We start from the raw sequence: 21,117 nt of genomic DNA on the forward strand, positions 1-21,117 counted from the left end.
TCCACATACAATGTTTATATTTTTCCATTTATTCTTCACCCCTAATTCATTCATGCATAACATAGTATGAATTGAGATTTTACGGAGGGTGTCTTACATGGGCAAGAAAAAGAAGGATTGTCTTTTTCATGTTGATGGTTTCGAAGAATGGATGGATCAATTTTGTTCTGACTCTTGTAGTAACTTTAGTTTCCCAAATCAAATTCATATTGACCTTTGCGAAACGGAACAAGAATACATTTTGGAAACAGATGTACCAAATGTAACTGAACAAAATGTAGTCATTAAAAAGATGAAGACAGGCCTAACCATTTGCATACTTCATAATAATATTTCTTTACAGCGGATCATTCCTTTACCCGATAATATTATTTATAAGAAGATGCTAGCCTGCTTAGAAAATGGATATTTAGCCATTCATATTTCCAAAAATGAAGTTGCTGATAAGCATGAAATGAAAGTTCTTTTTTCAAATTAAGAGTTAATATAATACACACTAAGCCCCAGTTGGTTACTGGGGCTTATGTTATTTCGCATGCATTTCTATATTAGAATTTCTATCATATCTTTTTTTCGATAAACCTTTTGTAACTAAAAGCACAGGAAATGCCACAGTTGAAAATATAGCTAGTGCTGAAAATACTGCAAACCCATTTTGGTACCCGTAGTAATCGAGAAGTACTCCTCCAAACCACGGACCTATTACTGCTCCAATTCCCGAAAAACCCATCGCACCGAAGTATGTTCCTTTTAGATGCGCAACAGCAATATCATCAATAAATACATCCGTCATCGAAAACATTAAGACTTCTCCAATTGTAAAAATAATTGTACAAACGGCAGCACCTAGCATAGATTCTACTATTCCAAAGCCAAATAATCCCCCGCTCACAAATAAAGTCCCAACCATAATTGATGTTAACGGTGTATACTTTTTGCACATTTGAATAACAGGGTATTGGATAATCACTACAACAATTGCATTTAAAGCGAGCATATATGAGAATAGCTTCACCCCATCCTCAAATATATGTGCATTTGCAAAATATTGAGATACTGTCGTCGTTAAATGTGAAAAACCGCAATTACTCAAAATAATACCGACTAAAGCAACTAAAAATACTATATCTTTTCGCAATATACGCATTGCATTTAACATTGTAACAGGTTTTTCTGTACTCACTTTCTTTTTTTCCATTGGATACTTCTTAAATTGGAACGCTAATATAGCTGTATATAGAATATATACCCCAGCTGCTACTAAAAAAGGAATTGTTGATTTTGCACTTCCAATCTGTAATCCAACAATTGGTCCAATAGCAACTCCAACATTTATTGCACCGTATCGTAAGTTATAGACGAGTAACCGATACTCAGGCTTTGTTAAATCTGATAATAATGCTCTTGATGTTGGCTCAAAAAACGACCTACATAATCCATTTAAAGCGTTTAATAAAAAGAAACTTAAAACATGATCCGCAAGTGAAAAACCTATAAACACAAAAATCCAAACGATCATGGACCAGAGCATAATTGTTTTCCGGCCAAATCGATCTGATAAATTCCCTCCGATAAAACTAGCAAAAACACCAACAAGTGCACTCGTTCCGATAATAGCACCAGTCATTCCAGCTGATACACCTTTAACAGTCGTTAAATAAATCGCTAAAAAAGGGATACTCATTGAAGTTGCAAACCTAGCAAACAATGTCCCTAAAATAATACTCATTCCAAGCGGATGAATATGCTGTAGCTTCCCCTTCATCGTTAAACCTACTCTCTCTATTTTCACAAAAAAAAGAAAGCAAAGGATCTGCTTTCTTTTCCTTTTTCTATACTTGAGCTGTTGATACCCGAGTTGTTCTCGTTATGTCCATATCAATTCCATATGTGAACTGTAATTCTTTACACACATCTTTAATTAAGATTGCGACATTATACTTTTCATTAAATTGTAAAACTATGTTTTCTACTTCTTCATATGTATACTTATATTCCCCTGTAATGACACTTTTTAGATCAAAGCATTCGTTAATACAAAGTTGTACAAGTAGCTGGTCATATTTCTCTATTACATCTTCTTTCTTCCAAAGTAACTCTTTTACATATAACCGATCAAACTTCACACTTTCTCGATTACAATCCGTTAAAATCCGGGTCATTTCATTTAATTCTCGATATAATTCAGAAATATTTCTGCTTAAACTAAGCAGTTTATCTACGCCGTTTTCATATAACATATTCATTCCACCCCCGCATTTTCTTTTTCTTATTATAGCAAGAAAATTCTAAAAATAGTTTCTTTCTTCTGAAATATTAGGAAACTAATTTCAATTGCTTTACAATGAAACTAGTTAATGCGGGAGGAGAAAGAAAATTGGAGCACAAATTATATTACACTGACGCTTATAAGCAAGACTTTACTACTAAAATTATAAAGCAAGATTATGATAAAGACGGTAACTTATACGTTGTTTTGAATGAAACAGCATTTTATCCGACAGGTGGCGGACAACCATATGATACTGGTACATTAAATGATATCAATGTAATCAATGTAGAAGAGATAAACGGAGAAATTCGTCACTACATTGCAGAACAATTCCATACAAAAGACGTAGAAGGTAAAATCAATTGGGATCGCCGTTTTGATCATATGCAACAACATGCAGCTCAGCACATTTTATCTGCTGCTTTTTGGGACCATTTTAACATGCCTACAATTGGATTCCATCTTGGTAAAGAAACAGTAACAATTGATTTAGAAACAGAAAATCTTCATGCAGAAACGGTTGAAAAAGCAATACAAATTGCAAACAAAATTGTTTTTGAAAACCATCCAATCCGCATCCAGTGGATGAACTTAGAAGAAGCGAAAAGGTTGCCCCTTCGTAAAGAACCGACTATGACAGAAAATATACGCGTTGTTATGATCGAAAACTTTGACTACAACGGCTGTGGTGGAACGCATCCGAAACGAACTGGTGAAGTTGGTCCTATTCAAGTACTAGGATGGGAGCGCGATAAAGGTGGTATACGCTTAACGTTTATCGCTGGTTGGCGTACACTTAAATTAATGGGACAACAGCAACAAATTATGAAAAATGTTTCTAAACAATTAAACAGTAGCGAAACTGATATTCCAGCAAAAGTGGCGCAACTGCTTACTTCTCAAAAAGAAAACGAAAAAGCAATACAAACAATGAATGAAAAATTATTATTTGCAGAGGCAAATGAACTACTTCTACAACCTATAAAAATTCATGCCGGCATACTTATTTCTAAAGTATTTACAAATCGTTCTATGCAAGAAATCGCAAAGCTTTCCGCTATTATTACAGAACAACAAGAGCATGCAATTACGTATTTCGTCATCGAAAATGATGACAAACTACAATGTATTCTCGCTTGCGGAAAATCAGTATCGCTCGATATGAATGCTCTTTTAAAAGATGCTCTTCCTACAATCGAAGGAAAAGGTGGCGGAAATAAAAAGAGTGCCCGCGGTGGCGGGAAAGCAATTATGAGTGGAGATGAATTTTTAAATCAGCTTGTTTCTTCTTTACAGTCAGCAGTTTAAAACATGTTATGAAGGATAGCGAAAGGCTATCCTTCCCCTATATTTACAGACCTATATTTTGTTTCAAACCTTGATAACTCCCTGCATTTACAAAACCTTCACTTATAAGATTGATAAAAGTTTCCGAAAAACCATAATGACTTAAATCTTTAATCGGCACCATTTGCACATCATGAATTGGATTATGATCAAACTCGTTAGAAGGTAGCATAATTTCACCTTCAATCCTTTTAAGCAAAAACGTTATATGTAATAAAGACGGGCGAGCATCTGGTTTATCACAAACATAGAGTAGCTTCTGAATGTTAACTTCTAACCCTGTCTCTTCTCTCATTTCTCGAATCATTGCTTCCTCTAACGTTTCGCCATTCTCCACTCTTCCTCCAGGTAAAGACCAATTCCTATTAGCAACTTTTTGCTTTACTAGCAATAATTTTTCACCTTCAATTAAAATTCCCGTAACACGAACTTGCATTACATTTTCCATATGTAATCTCCTCTTCCCATTATATTTACAAATTAACCTTTCCATAAAAAGAACATACGTTTTATAATTAAAGAAAATTATGGAAGAAAGTAGTTGTTACATTCATGCGTCCACCTTTAACAAAGTCTATACAACTTGAAGATTTCCAAAACTATTATTGGTTAAAAGCAGAACTCCAAACATTTTGTCGTGAGAATAGGTTGCCAGCTAGTGGCTCTAAGATCGAAATAACCGAGCGTATCTCACATTATTTAACTACTGGTAAAATATTAAAAAACAGCTCTGTTCAAAAGGTGAGTAAAGCTTCCCTATCCTATAAAGACCTTTCTCTTCAAACGATTATTACTAACAATCACCGCTGTAGCGAAGAGGTTCGTGCTTTTTTCAAAGAAAAAATCGGAGCAAACTTCCGCTTTACAGTAGCTCTTCAAAAGTTTTTTAAAGACAATGTTGGAAAAACATATGAAGACGCGGTAGCTTTTTGGCATGAAGAAAACAAACGAAAAAAAGACCCTGCATACAAAACAACTATCGGTGCACAATTTGAATACAATCGCTTTACTCGTGACTTTTTCGAAGATCCAAATAATAAAGGGAAAGCAAAAGCTGATGCGATTGCTGCTTGGAACGAAATGAAAGCGAAACCTGGTAGTAATGTTTATGTTCCTCAAAAAGTAGAAAACTAGTTACCTCGCTAGTCTTCTACTTTCTCAAATAATAGCGCAATCCCTATCCCGCCTCCAATTCCTAATGTAGCAATTCCATATTTCATAGACTCTCTTTGTGCCTGATAAAACAAACGTGTTACAAGCATAGCACCAGATGCGCCGTACGGATGACCGAGCGCAATTGCTCCACCATTTACATTTACTTTTTCGTACGGAATTTGTAACTCTTTTGCGCAAGCAACAACTTTTGAGGCGAATGCTTCATTTATTTCAAAATAATCGATGTCCTCTACTTTTACATTCATTTCGTTTAATAATTTGTTCACCGCAAATATCGGACCAGTCCCTGGAAGATTAGGATCCACTCCCACTACAGCACTACGAACGAAACGAAGGACAGGTTTATACCCTAACTTTCGGGCTTGTCCCTCTTCCATTACAAGAACAGCACATGCCCCATCATTTACACCACATGAATTACCTGCCGTCACTGTTCCATTTTGTAAAAATGCGGGCTTTGTTCTTTTAATGATTCGTTCATAATTCATTTCTGGCTTTATAGATTCATCTAATAATCCATTAAAAGAAAATATTTCATCATGTATATATCCTTTTTCTAACGCTTGCAGTGTCCGCTTATAACTAAGACAAGCATACTCGTCTTGCATTTCTCTCGTTATATTATAACGCTCCGCAACATATTCAGCCGCTACTCCCATGTCAGGATCACCAATTGTTTCAGGTGAAAATCGTGCTCTTTTTTGAAAAGGTGACGTACTTGTACTCTCTACTCCCCCGGCGATATAACACTTACCTGCCCCGCCTTGAATGAGATGACACGCAGTTCGAATTGCTTCTAAACCAGCACCACATTGCCGATCAATCGTTACACCAGGAATATGATAGCCAAGTCCCGCCTCTAAAGCAGATAGTCTCGCAACATTCCCTCCTGGCCCAACAACATTACCTAATATGACATCATCTATTTCCCTCTCAATCCCTTTACTTAAAAACGTAAGAAGCGGCGTTGTTAATTGCTGAACTTCATACTCTTTTAACATCCCATTCTTCTTACCAATAGGTGTTCTTTTCGCCTCTACAATAACTGCTCTATTCATATATTTTCTCCCGGTTTTCAATCATACTTTTTGCTTCCATACGAGCGATTTTCCCACTATTTGTATAAGGTATTCCATCTACAAAATGCCATTCTTTCGGTATTTTAAACGAGGATAATCGTTGTAAGCAAAAACTCTTTAATTGTTGTTTTGTAGCACTTCCTTTTACGATCGCGACCGGCTTTTCACCCCAGTAACTATCTTTCACACCAATTACAACTATTTCATCAACAGCTGGGTGTTCATGTAATACACTTTCTATTTCTTCTGGATAAATATTGATTCCTCCAAATAAAATCATATTCTTCTCTCTACCAACAATATATATGAAGCCTTCTTCATCTTCATAGCCTACATCTCGCACTGTCATCCAGCCTTCTGCATTCAACTCCCGTGTTAAAACCCCATCTATTATGTATCCCATAAAAAACTGATCACTTTTCACATAAACAGTTCCTATTTCACCTTTTTGTACTTCTTCGCCTACTTCATTACATATTCGAACTTGCACATTATGACAAGGTTTTCCTACTGAATTTGGCCTTCTTTCGCTTTCTGCATCGACTAGTGCTGTTACAAAACTTAACTCTGATGCACCATAAAATTCATATCTTTTCGCATAAGGAAATATATTCTTTATTTTTTCTTTCGCTTCAGCTTCCCATTTCGCTCCTGATGAAATAATTTTCATTTTATTTTCTATTAATCTATTTTCTTTATATAAAGATTCAAGCATTGTCGGAACTGTATACATAACCGATATATTTTCAGTTTCTAACTTATCTAATACTTGATTCGGAATGAACTTTCTCATAATGTGCACTGTTTGTCCTACATATAATGCACTTATTGCCCCGTATAAGAAAAGAGAATGAACGAGCGTCCCAGCTATTAAAATTGAATCCCCCCTTTTCATATGAAAGTCATGTACATTACAATCAAAACTATGAACCCACGATTGCTGTGCACGTAAAAATGCTTTTGCTGTTCCTGTTGATCCTGATGTAAATCCCATATAAAAAGGAGCATGTTGTACACTTTCTACAGTGGAATATGTAGGAAGATATTTCTCTATCATTCTTTTCCACTCATCAATTTCAATTACTCTTCCTTCTTCATCCAATAGATCATTCACCTTATATCGTTCTGTCACAATCATATCCGGATTACTAATTTCAATTCTTTCTCTGAGCTCATCTTGTTTCCACTTTATATCTAACGGAACACAAACCCACCCGGCCATAGCGGCACCAGAAAATAGTTGTAAAAACTCTATACGATTTTCTAATAGGATTGCTATCGTTTTATTCTTCGATTTTTTTTCATTTAACCAGCTTGCTACTTTACAAACTGATTCAAACCACTCTTTATATGTTAAAACTCTATCATTTTCCTTTATCGCTATTTTATTTGGTTGTAAAGAGGCATGCTTTTTATATTCTTTTGTAATCCCCATATGAGACGTCCTTTCTTTACAATAATAATAAAAAGAAACACGCAATTAACGTGTTTCTTCCCTTTATCATCCCGCATTTGTATATTTTCCATTCTTTAAAGCGGGCGTAATAATATGTTTCAATGAACGATGTAATTTTGTTACGAGAACTGCCGCAATAATTGCTTTTATACAATCCCCTGGTAAAAACACAGCACTCACTTTCATTATCTCCCATACAGAAACATCCATTAAGAACGCTTGTACAGTAATACCAAATACATAAACTACGAAAATACCACCAATTATATTAATACATAATACTTTTATAATAGAAATTTCACGTAAACGCTCAATTAAATAACCAATAACAAACGCCCCAATGATGTAACCAAGTAAATATCCTGCACTTGGTCCAACAAATACACCAAGGCCACCACGTCCACCAGCAAGCAATGGTGCTCCAACTCCTACAATAAGTAAGAAAATAAGCTGACTTAACGCACCTAGACGTGATCCTAACAACCCACCCGCAAGCATAACACCGAGTGATTGCAATGTAATTGGAACTGGTGTAATAGAAAGAGCAATCGGAGGTATTAACCCTAACACTCCCATAATAGAACTAAATAAAGCGACGAAAACTAAATTTTTTGTATTCATATTTGCTTCTCCTATTTGTAAACTTAAAATTATTTTTAGATAACATATCACAAAAATTATATTATCTTTCCACCCCTCTTTTGTCAACCGTTAATGTATTAGAGTTTACAAATAGAAGTTCACTTATTTCTCTCTATGCAAATGCTCCAGTTCTTTCCGAAGCGCCTGTTTTAAAAACTTCCCAACAGATGTTTTCGGTATTTCTTCCATAAAGACAATATCGTCTGGCAACCACCACTTCGCAAACTGTGGTTTTAAAAACTCATATATTTCTTCTTTTGTAACCGTACTATTTTTCTTTTGAACAACGCAGGCAATTGGTCGCTCTTGCCACTGAGGGTGAGGAACTGCAACGACAGCCGCTTCAAATATAGCATCATGTGCCATTAAAGCATTTTCAAGATCGACCGAAGAAATCCATTCTCCCCCGCTTTTAATAACATCCTTCGTACGGTCAACAATTTTCACGCAACCTTCCTCATCCACTGTGACAACATCACCAGTATATAACCATCCATCGCGAAAACCTTCGACAGTACGATCATCGTTATAATAGCTTTCAGCGATCCAAGGTGCTCGTAAACATAATTCTCCCATCTCAGTACCATCCCACTTCACGTCACCATTTGTACCGACTACTTTCATCTCGACACCAGGTACAAGATATCCTTGTTTAGAGCGAATTTCTAGTTGCTCTTCATACGATACTTCCGTTTCATAACTTTTTAAACGCGCAAGTGTTACGAGTGGACTCGTTTCAGTCATACCATATGCATGTATGAACGGAACATTATGTTTCTGTTCAAATGCTTTAATAACACTTTTCGGCGCAGCTGCACCTCCGCATAGTATTCTCGTCATACTAGATAAATCGTAACTATTATTTTCTAACTCTTGTAATACGCCGAGCCAAATTGTCGGCACACCCGCAGCTAACGTCACTTTTTCTGATTGAATCATCTCTAATAAAATTTTCGGAGTAAACATCGGTCCTGGAAGAACTTGTTTTGACCCAAACCAAGTAGCAGCGAAAGGAAGTCCCCAAGCGTTCACATGGAACATCGGTACAATCGCCATTGCAGCATCACTTTCCGATAAAGCAGCTGTATCCGCTAAACCGAGTGCCATACAGTGTAATACAGTACTACGATGCGTATATACAACACCTTTCGGATTTCCTGTAGTCGCTGACGTATAACACATACCAGCTGGTGTATTTTCATCAATATCTTTTACAAATTGGAAATTTGGATCGCCTTCTTCTAATAGCTTTTCATAATGATATACAGGCTTCAGCGTAGTGTTTGGGAGTTCATCTTTATCAGTCATAATAATGTAAGCTTGTACAGTTGATAATTGTGATTGAATATTTTCAACAAGCGGTACGAGATCTTCATCTATAAGTAGAATTCGGTCTTCTGCGTGCTGAATAATATATGAAATATGTTGAGGAGATAAACGAATGTTAATTGTGTGCAAAACAGAAGCAATACCTGGAATAGCAAAATACGCTTCCACATGCCGATGATGGTTCCACGCTAATGTTCCTACACGTTCACCTTCTTTAATTCCAAGCTTTTTCAACGCACTGGAGAGTCTTCTCGTCCTTTCCCCTAACTGCTTATACGTTAACGTTGTAACTGTATCATGCGTCCGTGAAACAATTTCTTTCTTCGAAAACAGTTTCTCTGCTCTTTCCATCATAGAACTAATTGTTAGCGGTACATTCATCATCATATTGGTTATATCCCCCTTTAAAGCGTTTTCATTTTTTCGTTTATTATAACAGACTTCCGCAAATGATTACGACATTTCTCTGTATTTTCTGAATTATTTCTTTGGAAATAATTCAGAACGATAAACTATCTATCTTTTTTCTTACTTTCTTTTTCAGTTTAAAAATAAAACGATTACTGTATTCCTTATTTTCTACTAAAATTCGATATATCTCCCATACTCCTAACACACGAACAAAAAGATAAACTCCGATTTGTTGTTATCAAAATAAAAAAACTCCTTGATTCATTTAAAGGAGTTTTCAATGTAAGATATTTCATTGATTCATATATCCTTCTCTAGATATACAATATCTTTTTGTATCGCGATTCTTACCTTTAATAAACATATCCTTCTGAATTGTATATTTGTACTCCATATTCAAACGTTTCATTAATTTTTCAGATGCTTCATTTTCTGAATCACATCCCGCTTCAATACTATTAAGATGCAACTCATGAAAACCATAGTAGAAAAAAGCTAATGCAGCCTCCGTGGCTAATCCTCTTCCCCAATATTTTCGAGATAAGGCGTATGCAATTTCTGCTGTATGTGTGACCAAATCATATTTTATAAATCCACACGTGCCTATAAGTTTTTTCTCCTCTTTTAATACAATTCCAAGAGGTGCTACTTGCCCTTCATTATATTGCCCCACAATTTCTTCTACATAGTTATATGTGTCACATAACGATTGATGAGCATCCCATACAGTAAAAGTTATCATCTCTTTATCTGTAGCATACTCATATATATGTAAACTATCACTCATATTCATTTTCCTTAACATAAGTCGTTTCGTATACAACGTTGGATATGACCATTTCTCAATGATCATAACGGCTTCTGCTTAAACTTTTCATAATGTCGTACTTTTAATAGAAGGATATTCCCGCAATCTGTACAAATATAAGCATCCACCGGTGAAGATGTGAACATCGTTTCCTTTTTCCGTATTTGTGCATATCCGACAAACTCACCTTCTCCTATGTTTTGAGAACCACAATTAGAGCATGTCTGCACGGTTTTTTGTTTCATGAGAGCACCACCTTTAATCTGTTTCCACTCCCTTCGACAGCTCACTTCCATTTCCCTTCCAAAAAACCTCTTATTCTCTCACATTTCAACAGGAATCTCAAAACAAAAATCGTATATGTACTATGAAATATATTTATTAACGGAGGAATTTTATGACTACTGTTATGACACTCGATATAGCAACAGAAATTGAAAATGCAGAAATTGATATGCTCTCTTCTAGATTAGAGAGACTACAAACAATGAGCGGAAACCCAATGCAAGTGCAAATGAAAAATTTCGGTAGTGCCACTGCCTTTTCATCAAAAATAATTGCCGGTCCTGCTTTTAATACGGTAAAAGGTATTACAAATGCAGATGCGATTGATGCAATTATTTCTTATTATGAATCACTACAAATTCCTTGCCGTTTTGAAATTACACCAGCGCAAGGCACAACTGAACTATTTCAATACTTATCTCAAAAAGGTTTTTACCAATCTAGCTTCCATACTGCTTTGTATAGTATACCGAGAGAGAGTTCATCACTTCTTCCTTCTAATATTACATTACGAAAACTGAAAGAAAATGAATTTGATATTTTTGCAGACATATATGTACGTGGATTTAATATGCCATCCTTTACAAAAGATAGCGTACGCCAAAATAATGAAATTCTTTACAATGAACCAGGATGGCATTTTTTCATAGCTGAAGTTCAAAATATCCCTGCTGGTATTGGTGTCCTGTATATAAATAAAGGTGTCGCATCATTAGCTGCTTCTGCTACTTTACCAGAATTTCAGCGTAAAGGCTGTCACACTGCATTAATTCAAAAACGAATTAAGACAGCTATTGAATCCAATTGTACTTTAATAGTTGGACAAGCAAGGTTCGGTAGCGGCAGTCAAAATAACATGGAACGTGCCCACATGAAAATTGCTTATACAAAATCAATATGGACCGCAAAAGACATATAATTTACTTTATTTCTCCTTCCGTTACATTTTTAAACATTTTATGACAAATCCTTTTCTATCCTATTAATCATTTGAATATTCAAACTAGATTTGTTACGATATTACTAGATACATCATTCAACTTGCAATATGAAAAGAGAATTCTAATCAAACTACAAGGAGGAGAAATGTATGACTAAACATGATCATGGTTTAAAAGAAAAAGTAGAAGGTGCCATTGATAAGGTAAAAGGTGAAGTAAAAGAAGTTGTTGGGAAAGTAACTGACAATAAGAAATTACAAGCTGAAGGAAAATGGGATAAGGTGAAAGGCACTGCTAAAGATACAGTTGGTAATGTGAAAGAAAAAGTACATGAATATAAGGAACATAAGAAAGAAAAATAAAAAAGAGCCCATCGGCTCTTTTTTTATTTCGCTTCATTCTTCTCTAACACGTATAAATCTTCTTCCATATTCGTTAATTTCTCACTTACAAGCTTTCTTGCATCTCCAATTGCTTGATTGTATGCAAATGGTCCAACTAATTTAATCATTTCTTCTATTAAACGCTCTGCTTGGAAACGTCCAATTTCATCTAGATCTTCTTCCATGAAAAATTGCTGAATTTGCGCTACAAGCTCTTCTTTTTTATCATTTGGTATTTTTATATTCATCATCGTTGTTACTCCTCTATATTTAAGATAATATCTTCCTTAACTCTACCATAGAAAAACGATTACCAGGACAGCTTTTTGTAACTCCTTCTAACTCCCTATGACCTAGTATATTTTCTTTCTTTATAGCAAATTGCTTCATAAACAGTTTACATAAAGAATATAATGCATTCACTTGCGGGGGAGTGGGATCGTATTTATCGAAATTTCCCGTCATACATATTCCAATTGTATGGCGGTTATGGTCTTTCGCGTGCGCTCCAATATGTAAACCTCGTCCTTCCACTACAGTTCCATCCTTTTCGATAAAATAGTTGTAACCAATTCCGCTCCACCCCCTTACAGTTTGATGAAATTCATGCGTTTTATACACGTCCCATCCATCTTCAGCTGTATGGTGAATAATCAGTTTGTTTACTTTTTCTAAAGGAACTAATTCATCTTGAAATGTTAGATTGACACGTTTAATTTCCATTTGAACTGCCTCCTCTTAAAAATCAATCATAATAATCGTTTTATCATCTGGCCTTATTCTCTTTTCCGCTTCTAGCTCTTCAATAATTGCTATATATTCGTTTATACTATTCTTTCTTATATATGCAACAGTTTGTTCTAATGACCAATCTGGGTGAAATAACCCGTCTGAACAAATAAAAATCCCACTCACTTCATCTGTATGTAATTCACCATGTTGTAAATAATGTATCGCTTCTTTCATTCCATTTGCAACTGAATAACCATTTGGCATATTTGCAAGATAACGATTGTATTTTAACTGTTCTCGAACATCTTGAAAAACATATTCTTCTGGTACAGATAACCCTTTTTTACGATCTTCTTCCCTCTTCTTTTTTGCTCTTTTACTAATTCCTTCAACTGTGTCTTTCGTTAATACTTGCATCGTTCCATTTTGAAAAGTTGCGACAATCATACAGTCCCCAAGCTGCGCATATTCAATTTTCTCACCAACTATTTGGATTGCCGCGATACATGTGCACCACAAATGCTCTTTTTTTCTCGTGTCTACTTCATATTCTAACATTTTGCTTTGCAATGCTTCATTTGCTTTGGCAACTGCAAATTGTAAACTATGATTCTCTCGTAATGCAGTAAAATAACTTGCAAATAAATGCGAAGCGATGTATGCTCCATTATGTCCCTTTTCATCACGAAACGGGACAAGTGGTGTTGCACCGTCACATACACCATAAATCTTTTTTTCTTTATTACAAAAATAAGAATCCTCACATTCTTGCTTCAACGGGCTTTTCTGTTGATATGTTTTTATCTTCACAACTGTATCCCCTTCCAAATGATAAAATACTCAAATTCTTTTGATTAATCTAATTTACCAAAATAAACTGTTTTTACCCAAAACTTTCAATATCATATATAATCTTGAAATAATATGAATTTTTCAGTGAAGGACGGGAAAGAAATGGTCAGATTCCTTGGTGTTATTATCGGTTCTATTATTATTGCAGTTGCCTTTAATCTTTTCCTTATCCCCCACAAAATTTTAAGTAGTGGAATTGGCGGAATTGCTATTATTTTAGGGATTGTAACCCCTGTAAACACAGGCATTATTAACTTTGTATTAAACTTACCTATCCTTATTTTAGGGTACATAGGTCTTGGAAAAAAAGTAATTTTTAACACAGTTGTCTCTGTAGTTGTATTATCTGTTGCATTATACTACGTTCCAGTAAAAGTCGTAGCAACAGATCCATTGTTATCTTCTATCTTCGGGGGTGTCATCGCCGGAGCTGGTATTGGTCTTGTTTTTAACTGTAATGGATCCACTGGTGGATTTGATATTATCGGTATGCTTTTATCCCGCAAGCGAGACATTAAACTTGGCGGATTCCTTATTATTTTAAATGCAGTCGTTGTAATAATCGCAGGATTCTTCTTCACTTGGGATGTTGCACTTACAAGCTTACTTTCAATTTATGTAACTGGTAAAGTAATTGATGCTGTTCATACAAAACATCGTAAAGTTACACTTATGATTGTAACAAATGAAGCAGAAAAAATGAAAAAACAACTTCTTTCAACTGTTGTACGTGGAATAACGTTACTTGATGGCGAAGGTGCTTATTCAAGCGAGAAAAAGCGTGTACTTATGACCGTCGTTTCTCGTGAAGAATTAGCAAGTATGAAACTAACAATTTCTGAAATCGACCCGAATGCTTTCGTTAATATTACAGAAACTGTAGAAGTGTTAGGACTTTTCAGAAGAAGTTAAAGACTAGGTGGGAATCCACCTAGTCTTTATTTTGCATAAATTCAATTCGGTTTCCAAATGGATCTGACACGTAAAATCGAATTACATCTGGCCGTGCATAATCATCAATCACTTTAACACCTTGCTCTATAAGTGTTTGCTTAAATTCATTAATTTCATTCACATAAAAAGCTGGATGAGCCTTTTTAGCTGGTATAAAGTTCCGCTCGACACCAATATGGATTTCTTGATTTCCGCATTTAAACCAACATCCACCTCGTTTTTTCAACTCTTCTGGCTTTGGAATTTCTTCCATACCAATCGTATTCCCATAAAAATCACGCGCCTCTTCTTCACACCCTACAGGTGCAGCTACTTGCACGTGATCAATCCCTTGAATATAATTTTTCATTTTCTCTCCCCCTCCTCTACCCTAATGTTATACGGAAAACAGCCGTCTGTAACTTACAAAAGGTTTATAAAACAATATAAGCTCCCCTTATTACCATCCTGCATTCACCTTGCAAAAAATAAAAAAAACAAAATTTATTCTATAACTTCCATTTTTTATAGAAATACACATTACATCTATATTATAGTTATGAATAGACAAATCTTTTTAGATGCTATTTGTACGGAGGAACTATTATGAGTCGTAAAAAATATTCACCAACTCAAAAAAAACGTCATCCGAACATTTCTAGACGTTTGCGAAACCATATACAAGATCGTTCATTAACAGAAATGTACGCATCTCTGTTCGAACACAATCCTGATAGTATTATTTCATTAAATTTAGAAGGAGTTATTCTACATATAAATCCTTCTGCCGAAAGAATATTAGGTTACACTTCTTTAGAATTAGAACAGAAAAATATTACCTCTATTTTAGAAGCCCATATTTCTGAGCAAGTATTACAAAATATAAAGAATACTGAAGCGGATAATCAACAAGAGTATATCTTATCTATTTATCATAAAAATGGATTCTTATTAGATGTTGTGACAAAACTAGTTCCTATTTTTGTTCAAAATCGTCTTACTGGCGTATATGCTATTATGAAGCCGCTTGAAAAATCAGAAAGAATTGAAAATATGCTAAAAGAAAGTGAGAAGAGATTACGTACATTAGTAAACTCCATGCCTGCGTTTGTTATATTTAAAGATCATGAAGGGCGCTGGCTTGAGGCAAATGACTACGCACTTTCTTGCTTCAATTTCCATCATGTACCTTACCACGGGAAAAAAGATAGCGAACTCATTCAATATAATGAAGCATACCGAGAAGCTTTTTTACATTGTGAAGAAATCGATGAACTAGCATGGCAACAAAGACAAATTCTTCATGGTGAGGAATTTATTATACATAGAGATGATTTCGATCTAATCTTAAGTATATCAAAAGTTCCGCTTTATCATCCTGATGGTTCTCGCAAAGGTCTTATCGTGATGGGGAGAGATGTTACTGAGCTAAAAGAAACTGAAAAGTTACTACGAAAATCAGAGAAGCTCGCAGTAGTCGGACAACTGACAGCTGGAATTGCCCATGAAATTCGAAATCCACTCACTTCTCTAAAAGGTTTTCTAACGTTGCTCCTCCCTGAAATAAGTGAAGAGCAGAAATGGTATATCGATGTTATGTTAAGTGAGATTTCACAAATGGAATCCATCACGAGTCAATTTATGGCGATGTCTAAGCCACAAGTATTATCTATCCAAACTTGTAACATACAAACTTTAATTGAAGAGGTAGTTACATTTATTTTACCGACTGCAATTATGCATAGCGTTCATATCATCATGGATCATTTTGATTACGTATATGATATTCAATGTGACGGTAACCAATTAAAACAAGTGTTTATAAACATATTAAAAAATGCGATAGAAGCAATGCCAAATGGCGGAAATATTTTCATCCAAACAAAACCATTAGAGAATAATTTCATCTTAATACGAATTATCGATGAAGGTTGTGGCATTCCAGAAGATCGTATCTCCCGTCTAGGCGAACCTTTTTATAGTTTAAAAGAAAAAGGCACAGGACTAGGATTAATGATGTGTTACAAAATAATTGAAGAACATCATGGTAAATTACACATTTCAAGCGAATTAAATAAAGGTACAATTGTTGATATTGAGCTACCACTTTCTTCATCTCACCTTGCAATCCAGTCTTAAATAAAAAAGAAGCATCTGCTAATCGTTAGCAGATGCTTCTTTTTTAAAATGCTTTGTCATACCACTCTTTTGCTTTTTCTACTTCACCCATCGTTAATTGATGCCCTCGATTTTCCCAATGCATTGTTACATTCGCATTTGCATTTTCTAATAGTACCTTCAATTCCTCTGACTCTGCTGATGAACAAATTGGGTCATTTGTCCCAGCAGCAATAAATACAGATTTCCCTGCTAAATTTGCTAATTGCATTCCTCTTCTTGGTACCATTGGGTGATGAAGCACAGCACCTTTCAATGCATTTTCGTAATGGAATAATAAGCTTGCTGCGATATTTGCCCCATTCGAATAACCGATAGCTACAATGTTATTTCTATCGAATTTATATTCTTTAGCCGCTTCATCTAAAAATTCATTTAATTCCTTCGTACGGAAAATTAAATCCTCTTCATCAAAAATGCCCTCTGCTAATCGGCGGAAGAAACGCGGCATCCCATTCTCTAACACATTTCCCCTAACGCTTAATACCGACGCTTCCGGATCAACTATTTCTGCAAGTGGTAGTAAATCTACTTCATTACCACCTGTGCCATGAAGTAATAACAACACTGGTTTTGACGTATCTTTTCCTTTTTGAAAAACATGTTTCATCATAATCCTTTTCCCCCTTCAATCACTTTAATCTAAATTTCTCACTTCAAATGGTAAAAGCGTTTGTTCAATCTGTTTTCTATGTTGTTCATATTGTTCCGGTAACTTTAATTCCTCACCCATCGTCTCTAACGATTCATCATGAGCGAAACCAGGAGGATCTGTTGCAATTTCAAATAAAATTTCACCATGTTCTCTAAAATAAATCGCATTAAAATAATTTCGATCTTGTACAGGAGTTACGTGATATCCAAAACGCGACACATGCTCTTTCCAGTCTAGCTGATCAGCATCGTCACTCGCTCTCCAGGCAATATGATGAACTGTGCCAACGCCCATTTGGCCACGACCGATTGTTGATAATTTCAAATCAATAATATTTCCAATGTCAGCAGAAGAACGGAATCGAACAAATTCACCCTCTTCTCCAATTTTCTCAAGACCCATAATATGTTCTAACAATTCAGCAGTTTTTTGAGGCTGTGTAGATAAAAGAACAGCACCTCCAAACCCTTTAATTGCTACTTCTGGTGTAACTTCTCCAAAACTCCAATTATTTAATTCGCCTTTTTCTCTTTCAACTAATTCTATATGCAAACCATGCGGATCATCAAATTCTAAATACTGCTCTCCAAAACGAGTCATTTTTGTATACGAAACATCGAATTTTTCTAATCTATTTTCCCAAAACTCCATTGCACCTTTTGGTACAACGTAAGATGTAATTCCTACTTGACCATCTCCAATAATACCTTGACGAGCACCTGCCCATGGGAAAAACGTAATAATTGTTCCAGGCTTTCCTCCTTCATTTCCAAAATAAAGATGGTACGTACCTGGATCATCAAAATTCACTGTTTGTTTCACTAAACGTAACCCCAATACACCAGCATAAAAGTCTACATTTTCTTGTGGATGCCCTACAATCGCTGTAATATGATGGATTCCCGTTGTTTTCTTTTCCATTTCTTCCACTCCTTTTTTATTTCATTATAAAAATTCTTTTACATTTAAATTCATTATTCATTTTGTCCATGCTACAAAGTAAAATCCGTCATTATAATTTTATCTCGAATTCGAGATATTAATCACAAAATTACGTATTGGCGTCTAACCTATCGAATTATCTCGAATTCAAGATAATTCACAAAAAATATTTGTTCGATTTATAACCATAATAAATTTTCATTATGAACATTATTTATCTCGAACTTAAGATTTATTATAAGTTACTTATTTTTTATTGTCAATAAGTCCTTACTTTCATTTTACATGTAAAAAGAGTAAACGCTATTCACCGTTTACTCTTTTTGCAAATCATTTCTTTTCTTCTTCCAGTACTGCTTCCATCTCATTAAATTCACGATGAACTGCCTTAACGGGTTCTTTCGTTAATAAACTTACAACGATAACAGTTAATAAACTACAGAAGAATCCCGGTACCATTTCATACATAGTCGCTTTTAAACTTGGAATTTGTACCCAAGTGATAACAACTAATGCACCGACAATCATCCCAGCAAGAACGCCCCATTTGTTCGTTCTCTTCCAATATAAACTTAATAAAATTGCTGGTCCAAATGCTGATCCAAATCCTGCCCAAGCATATCCAACAAGCGTTAAAATTGTATCACTCGGATGATACGCTAAAACAACTGCAATCATCGCTACAACTAATACTGACAGCCTACCGATAAATACAAGTTCTTTATCACTTGCGTTACGACGGAAAAATGTTTTATAGAAATCTTCCGTTACTGCACTTGAAATAACAAGTAATTGTGAGGAAATACTACTCATAATCGAAGCCAAAATAGCTGATAATAAAAATCCTGTAATATACGGATGGAATAAAATATTTGAGAATGTTACAAAGACCATTTCTGGGTCTTGTAATGTCGCATTATTTTTAGCATAATAGGCGATACCAATTAGACCAGTAAGCATTGCACCTATAATTGAAATCGTCATCCAACCGATACCGATTCTACGAGAAGTTTTTAAATCTTTAATAGAGGTAATTGCCATAAAGCGGACAATAATATGTGGTTGACCAAAATATCCAAGGCCCCATGCTAAAAATGAAATAATACCAAGTATTGTGGTCCCTTTAAACATATCTAAATGCGATGCATCGACTTGCTTAATCGTATTAAATGTTTCTGTTACACCACCGACATCCGTAAAAGCAACAATTGGCACTAGTACAAGCGCAATAAACATAATACAACCTTGCACAAAGTCCGTCCAACTTACGGCTAGAAAGCCACCAAATAGTGTATACGCAACAACGACACCTACTGTTACAAATAAACCAATTTTATAATCAAGGTTAAAAGAATTTTCAAACAAACGTCCACCTGAAACTAAACCAGCCGATGCATAAAATGTGAAAAATACTAAAATGACGATAGCGGAGACAAAACGAAGTATTTTCGTACGATCTTTAAACCGATTCTCTAAAAAGTCTGGAATCGTAATTGAATCATTTGCCACTTCTGTATACGTTCGTAAACGCGGGGCAATGATTAAATAGTTTGCATACGCACCTATTAATAAACCTATCGCAATCCATACACTTGATAATCCTGTTGCATACATCGCACCAGGTAATCCCATTAGCATCCAACCACTCATGTCAGAAGCACCAGCTGATAAAGCTGTAACTGCTGGGCCGAGTCCCCTCCCGCCTAACATATAATCTGATAAATCGGATGTCTTCTTATAAGACCAATATCCGATATACAACATACCTGCCATATAAATAGCAAGCGAAACCATAATTTCAATCTTCACCAAATCTCTCCCTTAGTCCATAAGCCATTCAAAATTTCGAAAAATGACTTTTTCTATTTTCTTGTTTTCGCTTATGGTTCCCTACCTTAACAAACATTTTTTGTTCTTTCAAGTGAACGAGCACTGTTCATTACATGTGAAAACCTTTATAAACGCCTTTATTCCAGTGGATTACAATGATTTTTCAAGAATTCAAAGTAAAAATATTCAGAAAATTATATAGTGTTTTTTCACACCTTATTTACATTCGTTTACCCGATAAATTTTAAAAGAAAAAGCCATACAAATGTATGACTTTTAGCTTATTGACGTCTCAATTTTCGCTTTCTCTACATATACTTTACGAAATTTCATATAGCATCCAATACGCCAAGGTACTATATAACAAACCGCAAGAGTGTAGAAAAGAATGCCGATTGACTTTGGATCTAGACCTTGTAAATGTCTTCTAAAATAAGCACGTAAAAGAACGATAACTAAAAATGTAGCAATAAAAGCGATACTTTTTTTTGCATAAATTTGACCATCTTCTCTGACTTCATACCCACTTAAAATAATAAGTGGAATTGACAATAACAGTCCGATCCCAGCAGCTATACCAATTTGCCAACCAGCAAGTTGTATCGGTGCTGCGTATAAAGAAAAACCTGGTAATAAGAAGAATAATGGCAATAGTAGTCGTCTTCCTTTATTATTAATTGGTCGATTCATAGAGCGCATGCGTCTAAATATAACGAGCCCTATGACGAGTAAAAAAATTGTAATACTGTACGAACCTTGCTGCAAGTGAATCTCTCCCTAAAAATAGTCATTTTCAAAAATACTCCCCTATTATACTCCTAATTTTTCCAAAAATATAATTATTCCTCTAAAAAATCTTACACATC

24 protein-coding genes and 1 pseudogene are annotated in these 21,117 nt (G+C 35.1%); 7 read left to right on the plus strand and 18 right to left on the minus strand.

The annotated features are described in order from the left end of the window. Positions 1 to 97 precede the first annotated feature (97 nt). Positions 98 to 478, plus strand: a complete 381-nt coding sequence (locus NST90_RS16905; RefSeq protein ID WP_000516749.1) for an Hsp20/alpha crystallin family protein — start codon at positions 98 to 100, stop codon at positions 476 to 478. A gap of 48 nt (positions 479 to 526) precedes the next feature. Here NST90_RS16905 and NST90_RS16910 read toward each other — a convergent pair whose 3' ends face one another. Together NST90_RS16910 and NST90_RS16915 are read right to left on the minus strand one after the other, a co-directional pair. Further along, a complete protein-coding gene (locus NST90_RS16910; RefSeq protein ID WP_000676812.1) occupies positions 527 to 1,765 on the minus strand; it encodes an MFS transporter in 1,239 nt (412 codons plus the stop codon). Between the two features lie 67 nt (positions 1,766 to 1,832). Next, a complete protein-coding gene (locus NST90_RS16915) occupies positions 1,833 to 2,240 on the minus strand; it encodes a hypothetical protein (protein WP_000965149.1) in 408 nt (135 codons plus the stop codon). Positions 2,241 to 2,377: 137 nt separating this feature from the next. On the opposite strand from NST90_RS16915, the gene NST90_RS16920 reads away from it, so the two are divergent. Then, the gene (locus NST90_RS16920; RefSeq protein WP_283748128.1) at positions 2,378 to 3,580 is read left to right on the plus strand and encodes a DHHA1 domain-containing protein; all 1,203 of its coding nucleotides are present in this window, start codon (positions 2,378 to 2,380) and stop codon (positions 3,578 to 3,580) included. A 43-nt stretch (positions 3,581 to 3,623) separates the two neighbouring features. Here NST90_RS16920 and NST90_RS16925 read toward each other — a convergent pair whose 3' ends face one another. Next, positions 3,624 to 4,067 carry an NUDIX hydrolase gene (locus NST90_RS16925; protein ID WP_006927347.1) on the minus strand — a complete coding sequence of 148 codons (444 nt, stop codon included), beginning with the start codon at positions 4,065 to 4,067 and terminating at the stop codon, positions 3,624 to 3,626. A 104-nt stretch (positions 4,068 to 4,171) separates the two neighbouring features. On the opposite strand from NST90_RS16925, the gene NST90_RS16930 reads away from it, so the two are divergent. Next, on the plus strand, positions 4,172 to 4,753 hold the full coding sequence (locus tag NST90_RS16930; protein WP_001247726.1) for a DUF6434 domain-containing protein: 582 nt from the start codon (positions 4,172 to 4,174) through the stop codon (positions 4,751 to 4,753). A gap of 8 nt (positions 4,754 to 4,761) precedes the next feature. Here NST90_RS16930 and NST90_RS16935 read toward each other — a convergent pair whose 3' ends face one another. The 7 genes and pseudogenes from NST90_RS16935 to NST90_RS16965 all read right to left on the minus strand — a co-directional run bounded on the left by NST90_RS16935 (position 4,762) and on the right by NST90_RS16965 (position 10,765). Beyond that, positions 4,762 to 5,853, minus strand: coding sequence for an acetyl-CoA C-acyltransferase (locus tag NST90_RS16935; RefSeq protein ID WP_001078005.1), 1,092 nt, complete (start codon positions 5,851 to 5,853; stop codon positions 4,762 to 4,764). Continuing rightward, a complete protein-coding gene (locus NST90_RS16940) occupies positions 5,846 to 7,309 on the minus strand; it encodes an acyl-CoA synthetase (protein WP_283748127.1) in 1,464 nt (487 codons plus the stop codon). The genes NST90_RS16935 and NST90_RS16940 overlap by 8 nt, the downstream gene beginning before the upstream one ends. Positions 7,310 to 7,375: 66 nt before the next feature. After that, positions 7,376 to 7,951: a biotin transporter BioY gene (locus tag NST90_RS16945; RefSeq protein WP_283748126.1), complete on the minus strand. Its 576-nt coding sequence runs from the start codon at positions 7,949 to 7,951 to the stop codon at positions 7,376 to 7,378. 123 nt (positions 7,952 to 8,074) lie between these two features. Continuing rightward, on the minus strand, positions 8,075 to 9,688 hold the full coding sequence (locus NST90_RS16950; protein ID WP_000980205.1) for a long-chain fatty acid--CoA ligase: 1,614 nt from the start codon (positions 9,686 to 9,688) through the stop codon (positions 8,075 to 8,077). Positions 9,689 to 9,800: 112 nt separating this feature from the next. Continuing rightward, a pseudogene (locus tag NST90_RS16955) lies at positions 9,801 to 9,941 on the minus strand (transcriptional regulator); the annotation flags it as partial. Positions 9,942 to 10,004: 63 nt separating this feature from the next. Continuing rightward, on the minus strand, positions 10,005 to 10,565 hold the full coding sequence (locus NST90_RS16960; protein ID WP_000582837.1) for a GNAT family protein: 561 nt from the start codon (positions 10,563 to 10,565) through the stop codon (positions 10,005 to 10,007). Further along, positions 10,562 to 10,765, minus strand: coding sequence for a hypothetical protein (locus NST90_RS16965; RefSeq protein ID WP_000810948.1), 204 nt, complete (start codon positions 10,763 to 10,765; stop codon positions 10,562 to 10,564). The genes NST90_RS16960 and NST90_RS16965 overlap by 4 nt, the downstream gene beginning before the upstream one ends. Positions 10,766 to 10,917: 152 nt before the next feature. On the opposite strand from NST90_RS16965, the gene NST90_RS16970 reads away from it, so the two are divergent. Further along, positions 10,918 to 11,724, plus strand: coding sequence for a GNAT family N-acetyltransferase (locus NST90_RS16970; RefSeq protein ID WP_000214346.1), 807 nt, complete (start codon positions 10,918 to 10,920; stop codon positions 11,722 to 11,724). A gap of 171 nt (positions 11,725 to 11,895) precedes the next feature. Further along, complete coding sequence (locus NST90_RS16975; RefSeq protein WP_000160410.1) at positions 11,896 to 12,108, plus strand: CsbD family protein; 213 nt, start codon at positions 11,896 to 11,898, stop codon at positions 12,106 to 12,108. A gap of 23 nt (positions 12,109 to 12,131) precedes the next feature. Here NST90_RS16975 and NST90_RS16980 read toward each other — a convergent pair whose 3' ends face one another. From NST90_RS16980 to NST90_RS16990, 3 genes are read right to left on the minus strand one after another with little or no spacing between them, the layout of a single operon-like run. After that, positions 12,132 to 12,380, minus strand: coding sequence for a DUF2164 domain-containing protein (locus NST90_RS16980; protein WP_000981065.1), 249 nt, complete (start codon positions 12,378 to 12,380; stop codon positions 12,132 to 12,134). Positions 12,381 to 12,399: 19 nt separating this feature from the next. Next, positions 12,400 to 12,852 (minus strand): peptidoglycan recognition family protein, encoded by a 453-nt coding sequence (locus NST90_RS16985; RefSeq protein WP_000404001.1) that lies wholly within the window; start codon positions 12,850 to 12,852, stop codon positions 12,400 to 12,402. Positions 12,853 to 12,867: 15 nt separating this feature from the next. Beyond that, a complete protein-coding gene (locus tag NST90_RS16990; RefSeq protein WP_025710107.1) occupies positions 12,868 to 13,689 on the minus strand; it encodes a protein phosphatase 2C domain-containing protein in 822 nt (273 codons plus the stop codon). A 126-nt stretch (positions 13,690 to 13,815) separates the two neighbouring features. On the opposite strand from NST90_RS16990, the gene NST90_RS16995 reads away from it, so the two are divergent. Next, on the plus strand, positions 13,816 to 14,625 hold the full coding sequence (locus NST90_RS16995; protein ID WP_000251344.1) for a YitT family protein: 810 nt from the start codon (positions 13,816 to 13,818) through the stop codon (positions 14,623 to 14,625). Between the two features lie 19 nt (positions 14,626 to 14,644). On the opposite strand, the gene NST90_RS17000 is transcribed toward NST90_RS16995, so the two are convergent. Next, complete coding sequence (locus tag NST90_RS17000) at positions 14,645 to 15,016, minus strand: VOC family protein (protein WP_000800771.1); 372 nt, start codon at positions 15,014 to 15,016, stop codon at positions 14,645 to 14,647. Positions 15,017 to 15,252: 236 nt separating this feature from the next. On the opposite strand from NST90_RS17000, the gene NST90_RS17005 reads away from it, so the two are divergent. Next, complete coding sequence (locus NST90_RS17005; RefSeq protein ID WP_000087654.1) at positions 15,253 to 16,785, plus strand: BA3702 family sensor histidine kinase; 1,533 nt, start codon at positions 15,253 to 15,255, stop codon at positions 16,783 to 16,785. A 43-nt stretch (positions 16,786 to 16,828) separates the two neighbouring features. On the opposite strand, the gene NST90_RS17010 is transcribed toward NST90_RS17005, so the two are convergent. From NST90_RS17010 to NST90_RS17025, 4 genes are all read right to left on the minus strand, one after another. Continuing rightward, positions 16,829 to 17,437 carry an alpha/beta hydrolase gene (locus NST90_RS17010; RefSeq protein ID WP_283748125.1) on the minus strand — a complete coding sequence of 203 codons (609 nt, stop codon included), beginning with the start codon at positions 17,435 to 17,437 and terminating at the stop codon, positions 16,829 to 16,831. A 24-nt stretch (positions 17,438 to 17,461) separates the two neighbouring features. Beyond that, a complete protein-coding gene (locus tag NST90_RS17015) occupies positions 17,462 to 18,400 on the minus strand; it encodes a ring-cleaving dioxygenase (RefSeq protein ID WP_000412754.1) in 939 nt (312 codons plus the stop codon). A gap of 351 nt (positions 18,401 to 18,751) precedes the next feature. Beyond that, positions 18,752 to 20,230 (minus strand): sodium/proline symporter PutP, encoded by a 1,479-nt coding sequence (gene putP / locus NST90_RS17020; RefSeq protein ID WP_000687591.1) that lies wholly within the window; start codon positions 20,228 to 20,230, stop codon positions 18,752 to 18,754. 297 nt (positions 20,231 to 20,527) lie between these two features. Beyond that, on the minus strand, positions 20,528 to 21,016 hold the full coding sequence (locus NST90_RS17025; protein ID WP_016111168.1) for a cytochrome c biogenesis protein CcdC: 489 nt from the start codon (positions 21,014 to 21,016) through the stop codon (positions 20,528 to 20,530). Between the last annotated feature and the right edge of the window lie 101 nt (positions 21,017 to 21,117).

The organism is Bacillus sp. FSL E2-8900, assembly GCF_037966225.1.
GTDB classification, from domain to species: domain Bacteria; phylum Bacillota; class Bacilli; order Bacillales; family Bacillaceae_G; genus Bacillus_A; species Bacillus_A cereus.

Excerpts from the sequence above, each read along its gene's own strand:
- NST90_RS16935 (WP_001078005.1), bottom strand. The coding sequence starts at position 5,853 with ATGAATAGAGCAGTTATTGTAGAGGCGAAAAGAACACCTATTGGTAAG.
- NST90_RS16960 (WP_000582837.1), bottom strand. The coding sequence starts at position 10,565 with ATGATCATTGAGAAATGGTCATATCCAACGTTGTATACGAAACGACTT.
- NST90_RS16985 (WP_000404001.1), bottom strand. The coding sequence starts at position 12,852 with ATGGAAATTAAACGTGTCAATCTAACATTTCAAGATGAATTAGTTCCT.
- NST90_RS16930 (WP_001247726.1), top strand. The coding sequence starts at position 4,172 with ATGCGTCCACCTTTAACAAAGTCTATACAACTTGAAGATTTCCAAAAC.
- NST90_RS16945 (WP_283748126.1), bottom strand. The coding sequence starts at position 7,951 with ATGAATACAAAAAATTTAGTTTTCGTCGCTTTATTTAGTTCTATTATG.
- NST90_RS16980 (WP_000981065.1), bottom strand. The coding sequence starts at position 12,380 with ATGATGAATATAAAAATACCAAATGATAAAAAAGAAGAGCTTGTAGCG.
- NST90_RS17015 (WP_000412754.1), bottom strand. The coding sequence starts at position 18,400 with ATGGAAAAGAAAACAACGGGAATCCATCATATTACAGCGATTGTAGGG.
- NST90_RS16970 (WP_000214346.1), top strand. The coding sequence starts at position 10,918 with ATGACTACTGTTATGACACTCGATATAGCAACAGAAATTGAAAATGCA.
- NST90_RS16905 (WP_000516749.1), top strand. The coding sequence starts at position 98 with ATGGGCAAGAAAAAGAAGGATTGTCTTTTTCATGTTGATGGTTTCGAA.
- NST90_RS16940 (WP_283748127.1), bottom strand. The coding sequence starts at position 7,309 with ATGGGGATTACAAAAGAATATAAAAAGCATGCCTCTTTACAACCAAAT.
- NST90_RS16910 (WP_000676812.1), bottom strand. The coding sequence starts at position 1,765 with ATGAAGGGGAAGCTACAGCATATTCATCCGCTTGGAATGAGTATTATT.
- NST90_RS17010 (WP_283748125.1), bottom strand. The coding sequence starts at position 17,437 with ATGATGAAACATGTTTTTCAAAAAGGAAAAGATACGTCAAAACCAGTG.
- NST90_RS17005 (WP_000087654.1), top strand. The coding sequence starts at position 15,253 with ATGAGTCGTAAAAAATATTCACCAACTCAAAAAAAACGTCATCCGAAC.
- NST90_RS16925 (WP_006927347.1), bottom strand. The coding sequence starts at position 4,067 with ATGGAAAATGTAATGCAAGTTCGTGTTACGGGAATTTTAATTGAAGGT.
- NST90_RS16915 (WP_000965149.1), bottom strand. The coding sequence starts at position 2,240 with ATGTTATATGAAAACGGCGTAGATAAACTGCTTAGTTTAAGCAGAAAT.
- NST90_RS16950 (WP_000980205.1), bottom strand. The coding sequence starts at position 9,688 with ATGATGATGAATGTACCGCTAACAATTAGTTCTATGATGGAAAGAGCA.
- NST90_RS17000 (WP_000800771.1), bottom strand. The coding sequence starts at position 15,016 with ATGAAAAATTATATTCAAGGGATTGATCACGTGCAAGTAGCTGCACCT.
- NST90_RS16995 (WP_000251344.1), top strand. The coding sequence starts at position 13,816 with ATGGTCAGATTCCTTGGTGTTATTATCGGTTCTATTATTATTGCAGTT.
- NST90_RS16965 (WP_000810948.1), bottom strand. The coding sequence starts at position 10,765 with ATGAAACAAAAAACCGTGCAGACATGCTCTAATTGTGGTTCTCAAAAC.
- NST90_RS16975 (WP_000160410.1), top strand. The coding sequence starts at position 11,896 with ATGACTAAACATGATCATGGTTTAAAAGAAAAAGTAGAAGGTGCCATT.